Raw genomic sequence first — 19,250 nt, 5'->3', positions numbered from 1 at the left:
CCCGACCTCGTACCCTCGACGCCGTGTCCCCTCACGTCCTGATCCTCGGCGGCACGACCGAGGCCCGTGTCCTGGCCGCGGCGCTGTCCGACCGCCCCGGCGTCCGTGTCACGACGTCCCTCGCCGGGCGCGTGACCAAGCCCGGGGCGCTGGCCGGGGAGGTGCGCACGGGGGGATTCGGCGGGGCCGCGGGACTGGCCCGATGGCTCCGGGACGAGGGCGTGGACGTGCTCGTCGACGCCACCCATCCCTTCGCCGAGGTGATCACGGCCAACGCCGCCGGCGCCGCGCGCGAGACCGGCGTGCCCGCGGTGGTGCTCCGCCGCCCCGGATGGCGGCCCGGCCCCGGGGACCGGTGGCATGCCGTCCCCTCACTGGACGCCGCCGCGGAGCTCCTCCCACGCCTCGGCCGCCGGGTGCTGCTCACCACCGGGCGCCTCGGTCTGGCCTCCTTCGCCCACCTGACGGACCTCCACTTCGTCGTGCGGTCGGTGGACCCGCCCGAGCCGCCCCTGCCGCCCGACACCCGTGTGCTGCTCGCCCGCGGCCCGTTCACCGTGCCCGGCGAGACGGCCCTGCTGCGCGAGCACCGTGTCGAGGTCCTGGTGACCAAGGACAGCGGGGGAGCGGCCACGGCGGCCAAACTGACGGCGGCCCGGGACCTCGAACTGCCGGTCGTCGTCGTACGGCGGCCGCCGCTGCCGGACGGCGTGACGGCCGTACCCGACGTGGAGGGCGTAATGGAGCGGCTCGGGCTCGGGTAGGGCGCTCAGACCGAGCCGGCCGCGAGGGACTTCTCCCCGCTGCGCGGCAGCCCCTGGCTCAGGTCCTCCACCAGGAGCCGTTTGGCGATGGCGTCGACCGCCACGCGCAGATCGCTGTCCGAGGGACGGCCGATGTCCCGTCCCAGCCGCTCCTCCAGCCAGTCGGCCCAGGCCCGGGTGAGGACCGCGGCCTCGCGGGCGCCCGCCTCGGTGTGCGACAGCAGGGAGCCGGCACGGGCCAGGAACCCCTCCTCGACCATCCGCTCGAAGACCGGCAGCAGCACCTCCGGAGGCAGCCTGCGCCGCGCCGCGATCAGTCCCAGACTGGCGTGGCCGACCATCCGCGTGAACAGCTCGACCTGCATCACCGCCCACGCCCCGGCCACGTCGAGCCGGGTGTCGGACTCCAGGACGATCCGGCGCGCCGTGTCCAGGTCCGTGCCGCCGATGATCTTGCCGACGGCGGCCTCCAGCACCCGCCGGGAGTCCGCGCCGCTCGGCGAGCCGAAGCCCTCGCCCAGGTCGGTCGAGCCCGTCCGCGCGGTGTCGCGCAGCGGGACCTGCTTGAGGAACAGGGCGACCAGGAAGCCCAGCGCGGCGACCGGCACCGTCCACAGGAACACGGTCTGGAGCGTGTCGGCGTAGGCGTCGACGATGGGGGCGGCCGCGGCGGACGGCAGCTCGTGCAGGCCTTCCGGGCTCGTCGCCGCCCGGCTCAGCGCGTCGGGGGCCACCTCGCCGGTCCGAGCCGCCTGCGCCACCCCGTCACGGAGGTTGGGCGCCAGCGCGTTGGTGTAGATCGTGCCGAAGACGGCCGTGCCGAACGAGCTGCCCAGCGTGCGGAAGAAGGTCACGCCGGAGGTCGCGGTGCCCAGGTCGGCGTAGTCCACGGTGTTCTGCACCGCGATCGTCAGCACCTGCATGCACAGGCCGATGCCGCTGCCCAGCACGAACATGTACAGGGACTCCAGCCCCGCACCGGTGTCCGGCCCCATGAGCGACATCAGGAACAGGCCGACCGCCATCACCAGCGAGCCGGCGATCGGGAAGATGCGGTACCGCCCGGTCCTGCTCACCACGGTGCCGCTGAAGACCGACGCGATGAGCAGCCCCGCCACCATCGGCAGCGTCCGCACCCCGGAGATCGTGGCCGAGTCGCCGTCGACGTACTGGAGGTACGTCGGCAGGAACGTCATCGCGCCGAGCATCGCGAAGCCGACGATGAAGCTCAGCACCGAGCAGACCGTGAACACCGGGTTGGCGAACAGCCGCATGGGCAGCATCGGTTCGCGCGCCCGCGTCTCCACCCGGCAGAACAGGGCGAGGGCCAGGACGCCGCCCGCGAACAGCCCGATGATCACCCCGGAGCCCCAGGCGTACTCGTTGCCGCCCCAACTCGTCGCCAGGATCAGGGCGCTGGCGCCGACCGCGACGAGCGCGATGCCCAGGTAGTCGACGACCGGCCGGGTGACCGCCTTCACCACCGGAATGGTCCGGGCCGCCGCCACCACGACCACGATCGCGATGGGGACGTTGACGTAGAACGCCCACCGCCAGGTCAGGTGGTCGGTGAACAGCCCGCCCAGCAGCGGCCCGATGACGGTGGCCACCCCGAACACGGCACCGATCGCGCCCTGGTACTTGCCGCGCTCGCGCAGCGGGATCACATCGGCGATCAGCGCCATCGAGGTGACCATCAGGCCGCCCGCGCCGATGCCCTGCATCGCCCGCCAGGCGATCAGCAGCGACATGTTCGTCGCCAGACCGCACAGGAACGAACCCGTGATGAACACGACGGCCGAGACCTGGAAGACCACCTTGCGCCCGAACAGGTCGCCGAACTTGCCGACCAGCACGGTCGCGACGGTCTCCGCGAGGAGGTACGAGGTGACCACCCACGACATGTGATCCGCCCCGCCCAGGTCCGACACGATGGTCGGCAGGGCGGTGCCGACGATGGTCTGGTCGAGGGCCGCGAGCAGCATCCCCAGCATGATCGTCACGAAGACGACGTTGCGGCGGCGTGTGTCCAGCACCGGCGGCTGGGAGGCGGGCAGGGCGGTTTCCTCCACGACGGTCACGTCGTCACCTTCACACCTGTGGGCTACGTGCGCATGCCAGAACGTCCGCACGGGTGCCCGGTGATGGGCCCGCCAGTCCCGTCAGTGCCGGGGATGCCGGCGCAGCAGATACGTGTCCATGATCCAGCCCTTGCGCTCCCGGGCCTCGGCCCGCAGCCGCTCGATGCGGGGGGCGGCCTCGGCGATCGGACCGGACACGAGGATCTCGTCCGGAGTGCCGATGTAGGCGCCCCAGTAGATGTCGACGTCCTCCTGCGCGTACCGCCGGAAGGTCTGGTGGGCGTCGAGCATGACCACCACGTCGTCCACGCCGTCCGGGAAGCCCTCCGCCAGCCGCCGGCCGGTGGTGATCTGCACCGGCCGCGCCACGCGGTTCAGCCCCGTGCGGTGGCGGGCGACGAGCGCGGAGACGCTGCTGATACCGGGTACGACGTCGTACTCGAACGCCACGGCGCCGCGCTCCAGCACCTCCTCCAGGATCCCCAGCGTGCTGTCGTAGAGCGACGGGTCGCCCCACACCAGGAACGCGCCGGTCTGCTCCTCGCCGAGCTCCTCGGAGATCAGCCGCTCGTAGATGTCGGCGCGGGCGCTGCGCCAGTCCCCGACGGCGGGGGAGTAGGCCGAGCCGCCGGCGCTCCGGTCCCGCTCCGGGTCACGCGCCTCGACGACGCGGTACGTCCCCTCCGGTACGTGCGCATCGAGCATGTCCCGGCGGAGCCCGGTGAGGTCCGCCTTCACCTCGCCCTTCTCCAGGATGAAGAACACGTCCGTGCTCCGCAGCGCCCGGACCGCCTGGAGGGTGAGCTGGTCGGGGTCGCCCGCGCCGATACCGATGACATGAATCTTTCGCACGCCTTGAGTCTGCCGCACGGGGGTGAGGCGGGTTCCACCGCGGTCGGATCACCGACCGCCGACTCGGCGCCCCGGCCCCGTCATCGGTCACGGCCCCCCGTCGTCGGCCCCCGGCTCAGCGTCCGGGTGCACGGTCGTCGGCGCAGGGTGCAGCCTCCGGGTGCACGGTCGTCGGCGCAGGGTGCAGCCTCCGTATGCATGGTCGTCGGCGCCGGGTTCAGCGTTCGGGTGCACGGTCGTCGGCGCCGGGTTCAGCGGGCCGTCCGGGGCCGGCGCCCCGCAGCCGAGGGGCTCGCCCGCCCGCGTCCACCGCCCGGCCGTCCCGCTCCACGTCACCGGCCAGCTCCCGTGCCCAGGCGGCCACGCTCGCCACGTCGATGCCGTGCGGCTGTGCCTGCCCGGCCCCGGACGCCCACGTCTCCGCCGCTCCCGCCCCGCGCCGCAGCAGCCGGGCCCCGCCGGTCAGGTTTCCCCGGGCGGCGTGTGTGAGCCCCACGGCGAGCTGGGCGAGGCCGCGCCACAACTCGCGCTCGTGGTCCGGCCCCGACTTCCACGCGTCCTCGAAGACCTCGTGCGCGTGGAACGGCTTGCCCTCGTCGAGCAGCCGCTGCGCCTGCGTGACGGTCTCCTCCGGTGTGCGGACGACGCCCTCCGGCTGCCGGGGCACACCGTCCGAGCCGTACGGCAGGGGCCGTCCGAGTCCGTCCCGGGGCCGGGCGTTGCGGGCCCGCCCCTCACTGTCGCGGTCCCGTGCGTCGCCCGGCCGGCCCGGGGAGGTCTCTCCTGTGCTGCCCATACGCCGATTGTCCCGCCGAGCTCGTTTTCGGCGCGGCCAGGGGTGTGGGGTAAGGTGCTGTTCGCGCGATCACGCGGCTCACCGCGGGTGGCGCGCACCGGGACGTGGCGCAGCTTGGTAGCGCACTTGACTGGGGGTCAAGGGGTCGCAGGTTCAAATCCTGTCGTCCCGACGGTGCGAGGGGTCCCGCAGGCCGATGCCTGCGGGACCCTTTTCGTTGCAGTACGCCCTCGGCCTATGCCCTGACCCACGCCCTGACCCACGCCCTTGACCTACACCCTTCACCTCGAGAGCGCTCCAAGATGAAGACTCCGCAGCGAGCGCGGCTGGACGCGGCGCACTGACACCGTGGGACCGTGGAGGGGAACGGCATCCGGACCTCCGGAAGGAGCACCGGCCATGAGCACCCACCCGGGCCACCCCGGCGCCCGCTCGATCCGCATCACCCCGGAAGGCCTCCTGTGGGAGCCCAGCGAGCGCTGGGTGCGCGGCCGCAAGGGCGACGTCACCGTCGTCGACAGCCGGCACCCGGTGCTCGTCTGGGAGCCCCACCTGCCCGTGCCGCAGTACGCCTTCCCTCGCGCGGACGTGCGCACCGACCTCCTCCGCCCGGCCGCGAGCCCGCCCGTCGGCGCCCACACCGGCTCCCGGGTCTTCTACGACCTCGACGCCGACGGCGAGGTGCGCCGGAACGCGGCGTGGACCTTCCCCGCCGACGACCTGGCCGGCCACATCTCCTTCGAGTGGTTCCTGCGCGCCGACACGGGCCTCGACCACTGGTACGAGGAGGACGAGGAGATCTTCATCCACCCGCGTGACCCGCACCAGCGCGTCGACGCGCTGCCGAGCAGCCGTCACGTGCGGGTCGAGATCGACGGGCAGGTCGTCGCGGACAGCCACGCCCCGGTCCTGCTCTTCGAGACCTCCCTGCCCACCCGCTACTACCTCCCCCGGGAGGACGTCCGCCTCGACCTGTTCGACGCCACCGACCACCACACCGGATGCCCCTACAAGGGCACCGCCTCCTACTGGTCGTGGCGCGGCGAGGCCGGGGTGCCGCCCAACCTCGTGTGGACCTACCCCGAGCCGCTGCCCGCGGTGGCGGCGATCCGGGGCCGGGTCGCCTTCTTCAACGAGGTCGTCGACCTCACGGTGGACGGTGAGCGCCTGGAGCGGCCCGAGACGCCGTTCAGCCGGATGCTGCGGAGGGGGAGCCGTTCGTGAACCCGTCGAGCAGGGCGTCGAGCCCGGCCGCGAGGCCCTGCGGGCCGCCCTGCTCGGCGAGTGCGGCCGCTGTTTCCCGCAGGGTCGGCAACTCCCTCGCCGACAGCCGGTGCAGCCCCAGACGGAAGGCCGGATCGGTCTCGTCCGGGTTGTCGACCGTCGGACGCAGCTCCACGGAGACGTAGCCCAGCAGCCAGGCCGTGAAGGCGCGGAACACGTCGGCCGTCGTCGCCTCGTCGAACCCGGCGCCCCGCAGGAGGGCCAGCACCCTTTCGTGATCGCGCAGGACCGCGGCGGGCCGCCGGGCCAGGGGGACCGCCAGCAGCCGTGTGGCCAGCAGCGGCACCGCCTGCGGGTGCGTGAGACACACGGCGTAGGTCGCCCGGGCGATCCGGTGCAGCCCGGCCCGCCAGTCGGAGTCCTCGCCCGCGTCGGCGGCCAGTCGCTCCTCCAGCTCCAGGTACAGGGCCTCGACCAGCCCGTCCAGCAGGGAGTCCTTGCTCGACGCATACCGGTAGAGCGCCATGGCCTCCACACCGAGCTCGGTGCCGAGGCGGCGCATGCTCAGGGCGGAGAGGCCCTCCCGGTCGACCAGGGCCAGGGCGGTGGTCAGCACGCGCTGCCGGGTCAGCCTGCCGTAGCGCCCGCGATCGCTCGCCCGCCTCGCCGGGCCCGTCCCTGAACCGTTCGCCATTCCGGGTGCCTCCTCGTCGCCGACGCTGCCCGGGGGCGCGTGCATCCCTATACGACGTAAACGTAAGCGATCCGGGCCCCGCGCACGCGTCGTCGCGGCCGCGCAGGCGCAAGAGCCCACCGGCGCACCGCAGAAGATGCACCCCCGAGGGGTGTGAGTGACGATTGGTGAGGATCATCCGCGTCGGAGTATGCAAAGGTGTTCCCCATTGAGCTGCCCGGGCATGAGCTTTCGCCGCGGCTCCCTTCCAGGGCGCAGACCCGTGCCACCACCTCGTCGGTCGCCGCGTCCGCACCTGATCGGGAACCCGCCGCGCACACGCCGTGCGTGTCACGGCCCCACGCCGCGGGTTCTCCTGCCTGCGACCGGCCCCTCCGGCGGTGCGTCCGCGTTCGGCGGCCGGACACGGTCCCCCGGTCCGCGCCACAGCCCGCCGCGCCTTCCGCTTCGGGCCTCGGCGCACGTGCACCGGGAATCCCGCGGCGCGGGACCCCCCGCCGGCCGCGGAGCCACCACTCAGACCCTGCCTCGCCCGGTGTGTTCCCGGTTCGGCGCACACCGCAGGCGGCGCGAACCGCCGTCGCCTCCCGCCGACCCCGTCGAGACTCACTCGGCGCAACGCTCCGCCGAGACGCCCGGAGACAGCCGGCACCCCGACGACGCCACCGGCCCAGGCCCCTCCCGGGGCGAGGGGAACGACGGACCGCCGGGGCACGACGGCGAACCGGATGACACAGCACAGCCGGGCCGCGGTTCCGCTCGGGACACACCGACGAGTGACAAGACGGTACGCACGGCCCGCACCATCGTGGTGCTCGGCGTCACCGAGGTCATCGGCAAGCTGTCCACGGTCCTGCTCTTCATCGGAGCGGCGCGCATCCTCGGGGTGGCCGACTTCGGGGCCTTCGCCTACGCGCTGGCCGTGGGCGCGCTGGCCACCCTCGTCCCGCTGTGGGGCTACGACACGATCGTGGTGCAACGGGCCAGCGCCGAGCCCGGGCGGTTGCGGGCCCTGCTCGCCCAGCTCCTGGCCATGCGAACCGTCCTGGTCGTGCTGGTCCTCGCGATCGTCTCGGTGGTGGCGTTCGGGTTCCCCCGCTCGTCCGACACCCGCACGACCGTGGCCGGGCTCCTCGTGGTCACAGCCGTCGTGCTGGACACGTACACCGAGGGCTACCGGTCCGCGGCCGCCGCGATGCAACGCCAGAACACCATCGCGGTCGTTCACCTGCTCCAGCGTCTGCTGACCGCGGCCTGGGTCCTGACCGCGCTGCTCCTGGACACCGGACTCCTCGGTCTGGCCGTCGCCTACGCCGCCGGGACGGCCGTCGGCCCGGTGGCGGCCATGCTGTTGCTCCGCCGCCAGGGGGTACGTGCCGACTGGAGCACCGTGTCGGCCGACTCCCTCGTCCGGCTCAATCGCGGGACCTGGATGATCGGCCTCGAAACCGTCGTGGCGATGGCCCTGTTCAGGCTGGACACGCTGTTCGTGGGCTGGCTGGTGAACAACCGGGCGGTCGGCGTCTACGCCGCCGCGTACCGACTGCTCGAGACGGCCGTGTTCGTCTGCTGGGTGGTCGCCCGGGCCGTCTTCCCGCTGATGGCCGCGGACCCCAGACCGCACCGCGTCCGCCGGAACACCGAGCGCGGGATCGGCGTGCTGGCAGCCGTGTTCATCCCGTACATGACGGTGCTGTTGTGCCGGGCGCACGATGTGCTGCTGCTGCTCTACGGCGAGCAGTTCGCCGACGCCGGTACGGACATGCTGCGCTGGCTGGCGCCGGCCCCGCTGCTGTTCGGTCTCGTCTACCTGGTCACCGACTCCCTGACCGCGGCCGGCCCGACGCTGCGCGTGCTCACCGGGGCGGTGATCGCCCTGGTCGTCAACGTGGCGCTGAATCTGCTGCTCATCCCGCGGTTCGGGGCGACCGCGGCGGCGTTCGTGACGTCGCTCTCGTACGCGGTCGAGGCCGTCGTGCTGGTGTTCCTCGGGCAGTCCAGAGTGGGCCGCCCCCGGCTCTCGCGCACCGTCCTGCCCGCCGTCGTGGCGTCCGGCGTCGCCGCCGGGCCGCTGCTCGCTCCCTGGCCCCTCGCACCGGCTCTGCTCACCGCCGCGGCGGTCTACGTGCCCTGCTGGGCCCTCATCGCACGTCGCATCGATCCGGAACAGGTCAGGGTCCTTCGCGACATGGTGAAGCGGAGGAAAAGGACATGACTCGCCCCCTGCGCGTCAGTGTGGTGGCGCCCAGCGGAGTGCTGGGCGGTGCCGAACTCTGGTTGCTGTCCCTGCTGGACGCTACGGACCGGCTCACGGTGGACGCCGTGCTGCTGGCAGACGGACCGCTGCGCGACGAGCTCGCCCGGCGGGGCGTGCCCTGCACCGTGCGTCCCACCGGCCGATCAGGAGCCGCGATCGCCCGGTCGGCGGCCTGGCTGACCCGCCGGCTGCGCGCCGACCGGCCCGACGTGGTCCTGGCCAACGGGGTCAAGGCGGCGTCGGTGGCCGCTCCCGCGGCCTGGCTCGCGGGGGTCCGATGCGTCTGGGCCAAGCACGACCACTCGCACGACGGCCCCCTGATGGCGGTGCTGGCCCTGTTCTCCGACGGCTGCGTGGCGACCGCAGCCGAACTGATCCCGGCCTCCCGGCACCGTGACGCCGTGCTGGTGCCCTTCCCCGCGCCCGGACGCGCCGCACTGCCCCGCGAGACCGCTCGCCAGGAGCTGCTGCGCAGAGGGGTGCGGCTCGGCCGGGACGAACTGCTGCTGCTCACCGTGGCCCGACTGGTCGGGTACAAGGGGGTCGACGACGCCGTGACGGCACTCGCGCAGCCCGGCACCTCACGGTGGCGACTGGCCGTCGTGGGCCCCGAGGATCCGGCGGAGCCGGGCGAGCGCGAGCGGCTCACCCGGCTCGCGGCCTCCCTCCACGTGGCCGACCGGGTCGACTTCACCGGCTGGCTCCCGGACGCATGGCGGTTCATCCCGGCGGCCGACGCGGTCGCCGTACTGACCAAGCCGGCCGGGAGCGGGCCGTCGCAGGAGAGCTTCGGCGCCGTGGCGTTGGAGGCGATGCTCGCCGGAGTCCCGGTCATCGCCACGGCGCCCGGTCCCGTCTCGGAACGCGTGGCCCCGCCGGGAGCAGACCCGGCCGGGATCACCGTGGAACCGGCGCGCGCGGACCAGGTCGCGGGGGCCCTGCGGCGGCTGGAGGATGCCGACATCCGCTCCGCGATGGGGGCCGCCGGCCGCCGCAGCGCCCACACCCATCCGGGACCCGAGCAGAGTGCCGCACTGCTGGTGCGCACGCTGGCCGAGACGGCGCGGCTGACCGGCACCGGGCTGGAAGGCACCGCCCCGGTCAGCGTGGTGACCACCGTGAAGAACGAGGCAGGAGTGATCGACCAGCTCCTGGAACTGCTGGCGCCCCAACTGACCGTGGACGGCGACGAGATCATCGTCGTCGACGGCGGCTCCACCGACGGCACGGCACAGCGCGTCGAGAGCTGGACGTCACGCGACCCGCGCGTGCGCCTGCTGTCCGCCCCGGGCACCGGCATCTCGGCAGGCCGCAACACGGGAATCCGGGCGGCCCGCAACGCCCTGATCGCCTGCACCGACGCGGGCTGCTATCCCGCGCCGGACTGGCTGGCCCGGCTCCGCGCGGCGGCCGGGGAAGCCGAGGGCGCGAGCCTGCTGACCGGTGTCTACCGGGTGAGCGGCCGGGGAACGGTGGCCCGCGCACTCGCCCTGGTCGGCTACCCCGTGCCCGAGGAGGCCCGGCACCCCGGGCCCTGGACGCGCGTGTACTGCCGGTTCCTCGGCCGGGAGTTCGACGCCACCCTGCCCACGGGCCGCTCCGTGGCCTTCACCCGTGCGGCATGGGAGGACGCCGGCGGGTTCCCGGAACACCTCCGAACCGCCGAGGACGTGCTCTTCGGCCGGGCCGTGGTGGCCGCCGGACACCGTGCGGCACTGGTCACCACCGCCGAGGTGGGCTGGGAGCAGCGGCCGACACTCCGTCAGACCGCGGCCATGTACTTCCACTACGGCGAGGGCAGCGGGTGGTCGGCGAACCCCCTCCTGCTGGGCCGCGACACCGCCAGGGCCGTCGCCTACACCGCCGCCCTGGCGGCGGCCCTGCGCGGCCCGGCCGCGCGCCGGGTCACCGCCGTCACCTTCCTCGCCTACCTGTCCCTGCCCCTGACCAGGGCCGTGCGGGAGCGGCGCTGGACGGCCCTGCCGGCCGTCCCCCTGGTCGCGGTCGTGCGTGACCTGTCCAAGGCCGCCGGTGCGGCGCACGGTCTGGTGGGCCGGCTGAGGTCGGTCCGTGCGCACCGCGCCGCCCGCGGCACGGGTGGGCCCTCGTGAGCGGGGGAGGCGCCGTGGAGCGCGGGCCCGGTCTGCCGGTCACCGCCGCGCTCCTGGCCGCCACCGTGGGCGTGTGGATCGCCGGATGGAGTGTGTCACCGAAACTCGGGCTCGTCCTCATGGTGCCGGTCCTGGTGGCGCTGGCCCTCGTCGCCGTCCGCCGCCCGGTGCTGGCCGTGGCCACCGTCCCCCTGCTCCTGGTGGTCGGAAACCTCGGGCTGCCCCTGGGCCTGCCTCTGGTACGGGGCCAGATCGTGGCCGTCGCGGTGATCGTTCTGATCGCGGCGAAGAGGGGACACGGACGGCGGATCGGCTGGTCGCCCGTGATCGCGGCCATGGCACTGTTGGTCGTGGCCGCGCTGCTGTCCACGCTCACCGGTGTCGATCCGGCGCGCTCGCTCCGGCACGACGTGGGCTACCTGATCGGGCTGCTGCTGGCCGCCGCGATCGTCGTGGTCACGGTCGACCGCTCGGATCTGCTGCTGCTCGCGTCCGCCGTCTGCGTCGGCGGCACCATCCTGTGCGCCACCGCGGTCACCTCGATCCCCGACCTCCAGGTGGAGAGCAGTGACGCGTCACTGATCGTCAACCGCCCCGTGGGGGTTTTCGGCCAGCCGAACGAACTCGGCCTGGCCGCCGCGATGACGTTCTGCTTCAGCGTGGCCATGACCGTCGTGGCCCGTCGCCGGCGCCGGGCCTGGATGACCGCACTGTTCGCGGTCGCGTCGCTGGTGGCCGCCGCCGCCCTGGTGGCGAGCCTGTCCCGCGGTGCCTGGATCGGCAGCGCCCTCGGGCTGGTCGTACTCGCCGTGCTGCTGCGCGAGTCCCGCACCCTGCTGATCAGCCTGGCGACGGCCCTCACCGTCGGACTCGCGCTGCTGGTGGTCGCCGTACCGTCGCAGAACACCCCCGTGGCCGCCCAACGGCTGCTGTCGATCTTCGGAGGCCAGGGCAACCCGTACGACGAGCGGCCCGCCGCCCGCGCGGAGGCCTTCGTCCAGATGTCCGAGCATCCCGTCCTGGGGACCGGCCCCGGCACCTACCAGGCGGCCGCGATGCAGGGCCTGGCGCATGTCGACGCCGCGAAGAAGGAGGAGCACGCGCACAACCTGGCGCTCGCCGTGGGCGCGGAGCAAGGCGTACTGGGAGTGACCGCGCTCCTGGTGGCGACGGGTGTCGGGGCGCGAGAGGCCCTGCGGAACAGCCGCGCGCCCTGGCTCCAGGCGGGCGCCGGCGAGGCGCGGGACAAGGCGGCGACCGGCTTGACGATTCGCGGTGTGTCGGCCGGGGCGGGCGCCGCGCTGGCCGCCGTGATCGGCCACGGGGCGGTCGACTACCCGCTGCGCAACCCGGTGATCGCCACGCTGGCCTGGCTGTTCATCGGGCTTCTGGCGGCATGCGCGTGCACGCGAACGCTCACCCGACCACGAGAGACACGAGGCGAAGAACCATGAGCCAGTGGCAGCCACAGCAGTCCGCCGGTGACGGCGCGAGGACCACTCCGGATGCCGCACAGGGCCCGAGCGAGGACGGCGCCCCGGCCGCCCCGGCCCCGCCGTCGCCTCAGACGTCACCGTCCGGTCCCCGGGGCACCGCCGGACCACCGCCCCCGGACGGCGCGAGAACCCTCCGCTCCATCGCGCTGCGCCGACGCGGTCTGCTGGCGGCGTTGCTGGCGGGGCTCCTGGTCCTCGTGACCGGCCTGGTGATCATCGAGCAACTGCCCACCCGCTATGCGACGAAGAGCACGATCTCCTTCGCCCCGCGGTCGCAGCCGAATGTCAGTGCGGACGTCATCGAGCTGGTCGCCAACAAGTACGCCGTGGTGGCGACCTCGACGACCAGCGTCGCCTCCGCCGCCAGGGCGGCTTCCGTGACCCGCAAGGAGCTCCGTGACGCGCTGTCCGTCTCGGTGCCGTCGAACACGGCCAACCTGGACATCTCCGTGTCCCTCCCGGACGCCAACGAGGCCGCCACCGCCGCCAACAGCATCGCGGCCGTGGTCAGCAGGGCCGCGGCCGACGACCAGCTGATCGAAGGGGAGATCACGGCTCGGGCCGATCCCGTCTCCGCCCAGCTCCAGCCCTCACGCTCGCTCCTGCGCGTCGTCACGGTGGCGGCGGCCCTGCTGGTGGCCGGCTGGGTCAGCTTCGCCGCCCGCCAGATCAGCCGCAGAGCGGGGAGAACCCGGTGAACGCGCTCAGGAACAGACCGCTGGTGCTGATGTACCACGCGGTCGGCGAGCGCGCCGCCGAAGAGGACCCCTTCTGCCTGTTCGTCCCGCAGGACCGGCTCTACGAGCAGCTCGCCTCCCTCCTCGCGCGTGGCTGGACACCTCTGACCCTCGACACCTACCTCCACGGTGCCCTCCCGCCCCGGAGCCTGCTGGTGACGTTCGACGACGGTTACCGGGCGGTGCTGGACCAGGGGCTCCCCGTCCTGAGGGAACTGAAGGTGCCCGCCACGGTCTTCGTGCTCGGCGGTCTCCTCGGCGGCAGGTCCCGGTGGATGCCCGAGATGCCGGACGAGCCGCTCCTCGACGCCGAAGGTGTCCGCGAGCTGGCCGGCGCCGGGCTGGACGTCGAGTGCCACGGGTGGGAGCACGGCACGCTGGTGAACGCCTCCCCTGAGGAACTCGCCCGCAACACCACTCAGGCGGCCCGGGTGCTGACCGACCTCACCGGCCGGCGGCCACGCGCCTTCGCCTATCCCTTCGGGGACCACGACGCCCGGGCACGCCGTGCGGTGGCGCAAGCCGGCTTCGAGATCGCCTTCAGCACCTACCACGCCGAGGGGCGCTATGCGACGCCGCGCGTCGCCGTCAGTTCCACCGACACCCGCACGACATTCCGCCTCAAGGTGCTGCCGTCCTACCCGGTCGTGCGCCGGGCCGCGGGGCACGTTCCGAAGCTGCGTCCCGCTGTGCGGTCTCTGATCGGCCGTGCCTCCCGGAACTGACATCGCGTCACGGCGGGCCGGGGGCAGTCTCGGACACCCGCCTCCCCGAGCGACCCGGGATCCCGGCGGCCGGGTCCCCGAGCGATCCGGGGTTCCGGCCGCCGGGTTCAGCGAAGCCGGTCGACCACGCCGGCCGCCTTGACGGTGGCGCGGTGGATCCTCGGGTGGGAGTGGAGTGCCGCCCGGGCGGTACGGCCGGACGCCGTCCGCGCCCGCCACAGCGCCGCCTTGGGGGTGTGGCGGGCGACGTAGCCCTCGGTGATGGCCAGTTCCGCGGTCTTGAGGTCCTGTTTGAAGGGTTCGGTGCCCTTGCCCAGGTCGATCCGGGCGATGCCGTGTTCCTCGGCGGCCTCGGTGACCTTGAGGTACATCACGAGTCCCGGCGAGCACCGCGCGAACCGCGTGTCGTAGGCGGGGAACCAGTCGGCGAGCACCTGGTGCGAGCGCAACGCGTAGCGCAGGGCGACGACTTCGTCGCCCGCGTAGAGCACGGCGAGGACGCCTGAGCAGGACTCGGAGGACAGGTCGAGGAGTTCCCGGAGGATGGCCCGGAACCAGTCCTGTGAGAGCAGGTTCCGCCGCATCCCCTTCGCACGCAACTGGGCGGCCTTCCAGCGGATCAGGGTGTCCAGGAGCACGGGCTCGGGGGAGTGGAAGACCAGCCGGACCGGGCCCAGTTCACGGGTCAGCTTTCGTTCCTTCTGGCGTACCTCCTTGAGGAACGAACGCCGCCGGTGCTCCAGGTAGGCGCCGAGGTCGCCGTTCACCTCGATGATGGGTGAGGCGGTTCGGGTGCGCGGCGTGCCCGCCTTCTCGAACCGGGTCTGGCCCGCGGCCAGGTGGTCGTACTCCCAGATCGCGAGGTCACAGGCCCGGAGCAGTTCCAGGGGATCCCAGTCGAGGCCCGGTTCGTGAATGAGGCCCTGGCTGTCGCAGAAGCCGGAGCCGATGGGCTTGCCGGTGCCGAGCGCGTGCCGTTCGAAGGGGAAGAACCCCACGGTGCGCGGGCCCTTCGCGGCGGGCACGGTCAGCCGGGCCACCCGGGCGTTCGAGCGCTGGTGCCCCACGGCCCGGGTGAACTCGGGTGAGAAGAAGGGATTGGCCAGTGCCAGGTCGGCACGCTGCATGGCGTGCCACGCGCTGATGTCGTCCGTGGTCAGTTCATCGGGCCGGAGGACCGTGACGTCCATCGCGATCACCTCAGTCATACCGGGATGTCACCGCGGCACAGAACCATTCAAAAGAATATCATTTATGGACATTTATGTAGGTCGCAGCAGGGCTACGATGGACATGAGGACACGGGTGGGTGTCCCCTCCGCGGGGGTCGCCGTCCTGAGTCCGGCAAGCCGGGAGAAGGCCGTGAGCGCATCCGTTGAACTCCTGACCGACACGCCTGCCGGCCCTGTGCAGGTCACCTCCCCGGTGCCGCGTGCGACTTGGTGGGACGTCGTCGGCCGGGACGCGGCGGCCCAGATCACCCAGACTCCGCCCTGGCTCGACTGTCTCTGCGCCACCGGGGCGTACCGCGACGCCGGCCGGCTGTACGAGTTCGAGGGCGGCGGCAAGCTGGTGCTCCCTCTGGTCGGAAGACGGCAGCGCCCTCGGTGGCTGGACGAGGAGGAATCCTGGCCGGGGGGCGAGTGGGGGATCGGGGGACCGGTGTTCTCGCCGGGCGTCGGTGAGACGGAGGCCCGGGCGATGTTCGACGACCTCGCGCGGCGGCCGGCCAACAAGGTCGGTGTGTGGTTCCGGCCCGGGGACGACGCCCTGTGGGCGCGGTCCGCGCCCGCGGGCTTCCGCGTGCAGCCGAACACGGCGCACGTGCTGGACCTGGAGGGTGGCTTCGGCACCGTGTGGGAGCGGCGCTTCCACCAGGGTGTGCGTCGCGGGGTCCGCCGGGCCGAGCGCTCGGACCTGGAGGTCGAGGTGGACCGGGACGGCCGTCTGGTGCCGGACTTCTACCAGCTGTTCGAGCAGTCGATCCCCCGCTGGGCGAAGCAGGACCACGAGCCGCTCGCGCTGGCCCGGTGGCGCAGGATGCGCATCTTCCCGCCGAGCCGGCTGGAGACGATCGCCGCCCGGCTCGGCCCGTCGTGCACGATCTGGATGGCCCGGCGCGGTGGGGAGCCCGCCGCGGCGATCGTCGTCCTGCGGCACGGCGGCCACGCCCTGTACTGGCGCGGCGCCATGAACCGCGAACTGGCTCATCCGGCCCGGGCCAGTCACCTGTTGCACCGGCTGGCGATCGAGGACGCGTGCGCTGCGGGCTGCGAGCAGTACGACATGGGGGTTTCCGTCCAGGGGTCGACGCTCCGCAGGTTCAAGGAGAGCTTCGGGACGGACGCCGTCCCGTCCCCCCGCTACTACCGTGAGCGACTTCCCTTCCGTGCCCCCAGGCGAGGGCTTCGGTGGGCGGTCCTGCGCGCGGTTCGCTTCCGGGGCACCTGAGGGCCTTCCCGGCGCTCCGGGGCGGTCGGAGGGTGGCGTGGCGGGCGCGGCCCCGTCGGGGACGGCGGCCTCGTCGGGCCCGCCGTCGCTATGCACCCGGCCGGACGCCGTCGGCCCAGGCCCGGACGGCGTCGCCGTACACGGCGTACATGCGCTCGACGACCTGGTCCACGCTGTGATGGCTACAGGTGTGGTCATGGGCCTGCTTCCCCAGTGCGACGCCGGCCGCCCGGTCGGCCAGCAAGCGTGTCAACTTGGTGCCCAGCGCCGTCGGATCGTCCCGCGGCACCAGGCAGTCCGTCGCGTGGCGCGGTGGCAGGAACTCCCGCGCCCCGGGCACGTCGGTGACGACCACGGGCCGCGAACACGCCATCGCCTCCAGCGGTGCCAGCGCCATGCCGGCCTCCCAGCGCGACGACAGGGTCACCAGATCGGCGGCGATGTACCAGTCACGGGGGTCGGCCACATCGCCCGCGAAGGTGACCGCCGCGGGCGCGCGAGCGGCCAGCGCCGCACGGTCCGCCCCGTCTCCGACGAGGACGAGCCGGGCGCCGGGGACCCGTTGGACGACGCTCGGCCAAGCCGCCAGGAGCACGTCCTGACCCTTCTGGCGGCACAACCGCGCGACACACACCACCAGTGGTGTCGAGGCGGCTATCCCGAGCCGTGCCCGGACCGTCTCGCGGGACGGCGCCGTCGCCGGGTCGAAATGGCCGAGGTCGACGCCGTTGTGCACGATCGTGTACGACGCGTGCACCCCCGCGGCCTCGCCCTGGCGGCGCTCGCCGTCGCTGACGCACACCAACCGGTGTGCCCACCGGGCACCTGCCCGTTCCCAGCGGACGGTGGCCACCGCCAGCGGGCCCGTCACGGCTTCGAAGGACCACGCGTGCGGCTGGAAGACGGTGGGCAGCGCCCCGTGCAGCGCCAGCCGGCCGGCGAGCCCTGCCTTGGAGCTGTGCAGATGCACGACATCCGGACGGACATGGTCGACGATGTGCCGCAGATCGGCTGTCTCCCTCAGGAGCGCGGGGCCGGGAGACCGCCGAGCGTTCCAGACGCGGACCTCGGCACCGCCCTGCTCGGCCGCCGCGGACAGCCGGGTGTCCGGCATGCAGGCCACCACCACCCTGTCGCCCCTGGCCTCCTGCCGGGACGCCAGATCCGCCACCACGCGCGCCACGCCGCCCCCACTGGACTGGGCGATGTGGAGGATGGTGAACCGGTGGTGACCCCGGCCGACGAGACGGTCGCTGTGCTGAAGCGCGGGTGTCGGCATGATGGCGGACCTCCTGTCGCGCAAAGTGTAAGTTTACGACATATATGTACACCTTCAGCTCATCCCGATAAAGTGTAAGTATATGTCGTAAACGTGTGCGTGAGCTGGTGCTCACAGGGGAGGTCTGACCCCGATGCCGACGACGATCCACGAACGGCGCCACCCTGCGCGAAAGCGCCACATTCCCTCGGTCAGGCTCGCCGGCGGCGCGGCTCGGCGTGCGCGAGGAGGGCGCCGGTATGCCCTCCCCCGGCTGTTCGCGGTCGACGCCGCGGCCGCCGCGGCCGCGTGCCTCGTCACCGGCCTGGCCCATGGACGGTGGATCGTGCCGCTCGTGATCTGTGTGGTGTGGATGATGTGCCTGGGGGCGCAAGGAGCCTATGGGTGCGGCGTGCGCACGGGCAGCGAGGAACGCAGGCGTGTCCTGCGGGCCGCCGGCATGGTGGTCGCCGGAGTCGGGGTGGTCTGGTGGTTCACCTCGTTCGACCGGATGGCGCGCGACGGCCTCGGCGTGGTGGCCGTCGCCACCGCGCTCGCGATCGCCTTCCGTCACGCCCGACGCCGTCGTCACCCGTCCGTGCAGCGGATTCTGGTCGTGGGGCCGGCGAAGTCCTCCGCCGAGCTGATCTCGAAGATCCGGCGGGCGGACGGCTGCGGGCTCCTGGTCGTGGGTGCCTGCCTGACGGATCCGGCCTACGCGAGTGAGGTCACCGCCTGCGGTGTGCCGGTGCTCGGCCGGGCCGGAGACACCCCTCACGCGGTGCACCAGAGCGGCCCTGACGCCGTCGTGGCCATGCCGTGCCCCGAACTGGGCGCCGACGGGCTGAGGGAACTGACCTGGCAACTCCAGGGCGCGGGTGTCGAGCTGATGCTCGCACCGGTCCTCGGCGACGTCGCCGCCGGGCGCGTCGGTGTGCGGATGGCCGCGGGGATGCCGTTGCTGCGGCTGCGCGCGCCCAACCTGTCGAGACTGGCGCGCGTTCCCCAGGCGGTCGCCGACCGGCTGCTCGCCGTGCTGGCGCTCGTGGTCCTCTCTCCGCTCATGCTGTGCATCGCGTTGGTGGTGCGACTGGACAGCCCGGGCCCCGCCCTCTTCCGGCAGCGCAGGCTCGGCTACGGCGGGCGGGCGTTCACCGTGCTCAAGTTCCGCTCGATGTATCAGGGCGCCGAGAAGCGCAAGGCGGAGCTGGCGCATCTCAACCAGAACCATGAGGGACTGCTCTTCAAGATTGCCGACGATCCCCGGGTGACCAGATCGGGTTCCTTCCTGCGCCGGTACTCGCTGGACGAACTCCCGCAACTGCTGCATGTGGCGGCAGGCACGATGTCCTTGGTCGGACCGCGGCCCCTGTCGGCGCAAGCCAGCGCCTACACCGACGAGATGAAGCGCCGGTTGCTCGTCAAGCCGGGCCTGACCGGGCTGTGGCAGGTCAGCGGACGCTCCAACCTGTCATGGCAGGAGAGTCTCCACTGCGACCTGAGCTACGTGGAGAACTGGTCGCCGGCTCTCGACCTGAGGATCCTGCTGCGGACCGCCTCCGTCGTGGTGCGGGGCACCGGCGCCTACTGACGGCGTCCGCACCTGCTGCCGGGGGCCGGAGGCCCTACCGGCCCGGGGAATTGACGGCGTCCGGGCCTGCTGACGGCGTCCGGGCCTGCTGACGGCGTCCGGGCCTGTTGATGACGGCGTCCGAGCGGCTCGTCCCCCTCGTCTCGTCGAGCGTTTGGCTCTCCCCCCGAGCGTGGGGGTGGCGGCCCCCGGGCCCGGCGGGGGGGGGCAAAG

General features: G+C 72.9%; 15 protein-coding genes and 1 tRNA gene. 10 read left to right on the top strand and 6 right to left on the bottom strand.

What is annotated here, in order from left to right:
• Window positions 1-23 precede the first annotated feature (23 nt).
• Window positions 24-764, top strand: coding sequence for a cobalt-precorrin-6A reductase (locus ACFV20_RS31075; protein ID WP_385662680.1), 741 nt, complete (start codon window positions 24-26; stop codon window positions 762-764).
• A gap of 5 nt (window positions 765-769) precedes the next feature.
• Here ACFV20_RS31075 and ACFV20_RS31070 read toward each other — a convergent pair whose 3' ends face one another.
• From ACFV20_RS31070 to ACFV20_RS31060, 3 genes are all read right to left on the bottom strand, one after another.
• Window positions 770-2,845, bottom strand: coding sequence for an MDR family MFS transporter (locus tag ACFV20_RS31070; RefSeq protein WP_385662678.1), 2,076 nt, complete (start codon window positions 2,843-2,845; stop codon window positions 770-772).
• An 81-nt stretch (window positions 2,846-2,926) separates the two neighbouring features.
• Entirely contained in the window at window positions 2,927-3,697 is a 771-nt protein-coding gene (gene cobF, locus ACFV20_RS31065) for a precorrin-6A synthase (deacetylating) (protein WP_385662675.1), read from the bottom strand.
• Between the two features lie 217 nt (window positions 3,698-3,914).
• A complete protein-coding gene (locus ACFV20_RS31060; RefSeq protein ID WP_385662672.1) occupies window positions 3,915-4,493 on the bottom strand; it encodes a DUF309 domain-containing protein in 579 nt (192 codons plus the stop codon).
• 98 nt (window positions 4,494-4,591) lie between these two features.
• Here ACFV20_RS31060 and ACFV20_RS31055 point away from each other — a divergent pair.
• Together ACFV20_RS31055 and ACFV20_RS31050 are read left to right on the top strand one after the other, a co-directional pair.
• A tRNA-Pro gene (locus ACFV20_RS31055) sits at window positions 4,592-4,665 on the top strand.
• 227 nt (window positions 4,666-4,892) lie between these two features.
• On the top strand, window positions 4,893-5,717 hold the full coding sequence (locus ACFV20_RS31050) for a DUF427 domain-containing protein (RefSeq protein WP_385662669.1): 825 nt from the start codon (window positions 4,893-4,895) through the stop codon (window positions 5,715-5,717).
• On the opposite strand, the gene ACFV20_RS31045 is transcribed toward ACFV20_RS31050, so the two are convergent.
• Window positions 5,683-6,411: a TetR/AcrR family transcriptional regulator gene (locus tag ACFV20_RS31045; protein WP_385662666.1), complete on the bottom strand. Its 729-nt coding sequence runs from the start codon at window positions 6,409-6,411 to the stop codon at window positions 5,683-5,685. The genes ACFV20_RS31050 and ACFV20_RS31045 overlap by 35 nt on opposite strands.
• Window positions 6,412-7,219: 808 nt before the next feature.
• Here ACFV20_RS31045 and ACFV20_RS31040 point away from each other — a divergent pair.
• The 5 genes from ACFV20_RS31040 to ACFV20_RS31020 are packed head-to-tail and all read left to right on the top strand — an operon-like array spanning window position 7,220 to window position 13,737.
• Complete coding sequence (locus tag ACFV20_RS31040) at window positions 7,220-8,626, top strand: oligosaccharide flippase family protein (RefSeq protein WP_385662664.1); 1,407 nt, start codon at window positions 7,220-7,222, stop codon at window positions 8,624-8,626.
• A complete protein-coding gene (locus ACFV20_RS31035) occupies window positions 8,623-10,779 on the top strand; it encodes a glycosyltransferase (protein ID WP_385662661.1) in 2,157 nt (718 codons plus the stop codon). The genes ACFV20_RS31040 and ACFV20_RS31035 overlap by 4 nt, the downstream gene beginning before the upstream one ends.
• A complete protein-coding gene (locus ACFV20_RS31030; protein ID WP_385662659.1) occupies window positions 10,776-12,233 on the top strand; it encodes an O-antigen ligase family protein in 1,458 nt (485 codons plus the stop codon). The genes ACFV20_RS31035 and ACFV20_RS31030 overlap by 4 nt, the downstream gene beginning before the upstream one ends.
• Window positions 12,230-12,973, top strand: coding sequence for a hypothetical protein (locus tag ACFV20_RS31025; protein WP_385662656.1), 744 nt, complete (start codon window positions 12,230-12,232; stop codon window positions 12,971-12,973). The genes ACFV20_RS31030 and ACFV20_RS31025 overlap by 4 nt, the downstream gene beginning before the upstream one ends.
• Window positions 12,970-13,737 (top strand): polysaccharide deacetylase family protein, encoded by a 768-nt coding sequence (locus ACFV20_RS31020; RefSeq protein ID WP_385662653.1) that lies wholly within the window; start codon window positions 12,970-12,972, stop codon window positions 13,735-13,737. Before ACFV20_RS31025 ends, ACFV20_RS31020 begins: the two co-directional genes overlap by 4 nt.
• 107 nt (window positions 13,738-13,844) lie before the next feature.
• Here ACFV20_RS31020 and ACFV20_RS31015 read toward each other — a convergent pair whose 3' ends face one another.
• Complete coding sequence (locus ACFV20_RS31015; protein WP_385662650.1) at window positions 13,845-14,945, bottom strand: GNAT family N-acetyltransferase; 1,101 nt, start codon at window positions 14,943-14,945, stop codon at window positions 13,845-13,847.
• 154 nt (window positions 14,946-15,099) lie between these two features.
• Between ACFV20_RS31015 and ACFV20_RS31010 the strand changes: the two genes are divergently transcribed.
• Entirely contained in the window at window positions 15,100-16,188 is a 1,089-nt protein-coding gene (locus ACFV20_RS31010; protein WP_385662647.1) for a GNAT family N-acetyltransferase, read from the top strand.
• A gap of 88 nt (window positions 16,189-16,276) precedes the next feature.
• Here the strand turns inward: ACFV20_RS31010 and ACFV20_RS31005 are convergent, their stop codons facing one another.
• A complete protein-coding gene (locus ACFV20_RS31005; protein ID WP_385662645.1) occupies window positions 16,277-17,467 on the bottom strand; it encodes a glycosyltransferase in 1,191 nt (396 codons plus the stop codon).
• 133 nt (window positions 17,468-17,600) lie between these two features.
• Between ACFV20_RS31005 and ACFV20_RS31000 the strand changes: the two genes are divergently transcribed.
• On the top strand, window positions 17,601-19,037 hold the full coding sequence (locus ACFV20_RS31000) for a sugar transferase (protein ID WP_385662642.1): 1,437 nt from the start codon (window positions 17,601-17,603) through the stop codon (window positions 19,035-19,037).
• The last annotated feature ends 213 nt before the right edge of the window (window positions 19,038-19,250 follow it).

Origin of the sequence: Streptomyces sp. NPDC059696, assembly GCF_042733745.1 — a bacterium.
Lineage (GTDB): Bacteria > Actinomycetota > Actinomycetes > Streptomycetales > Streptomycetaceae > Streptomyces.
Note: the sequence above shows the minus strand (reverse complement) of the source record. Positions and strands in the feature narration are given on the sequence as shown.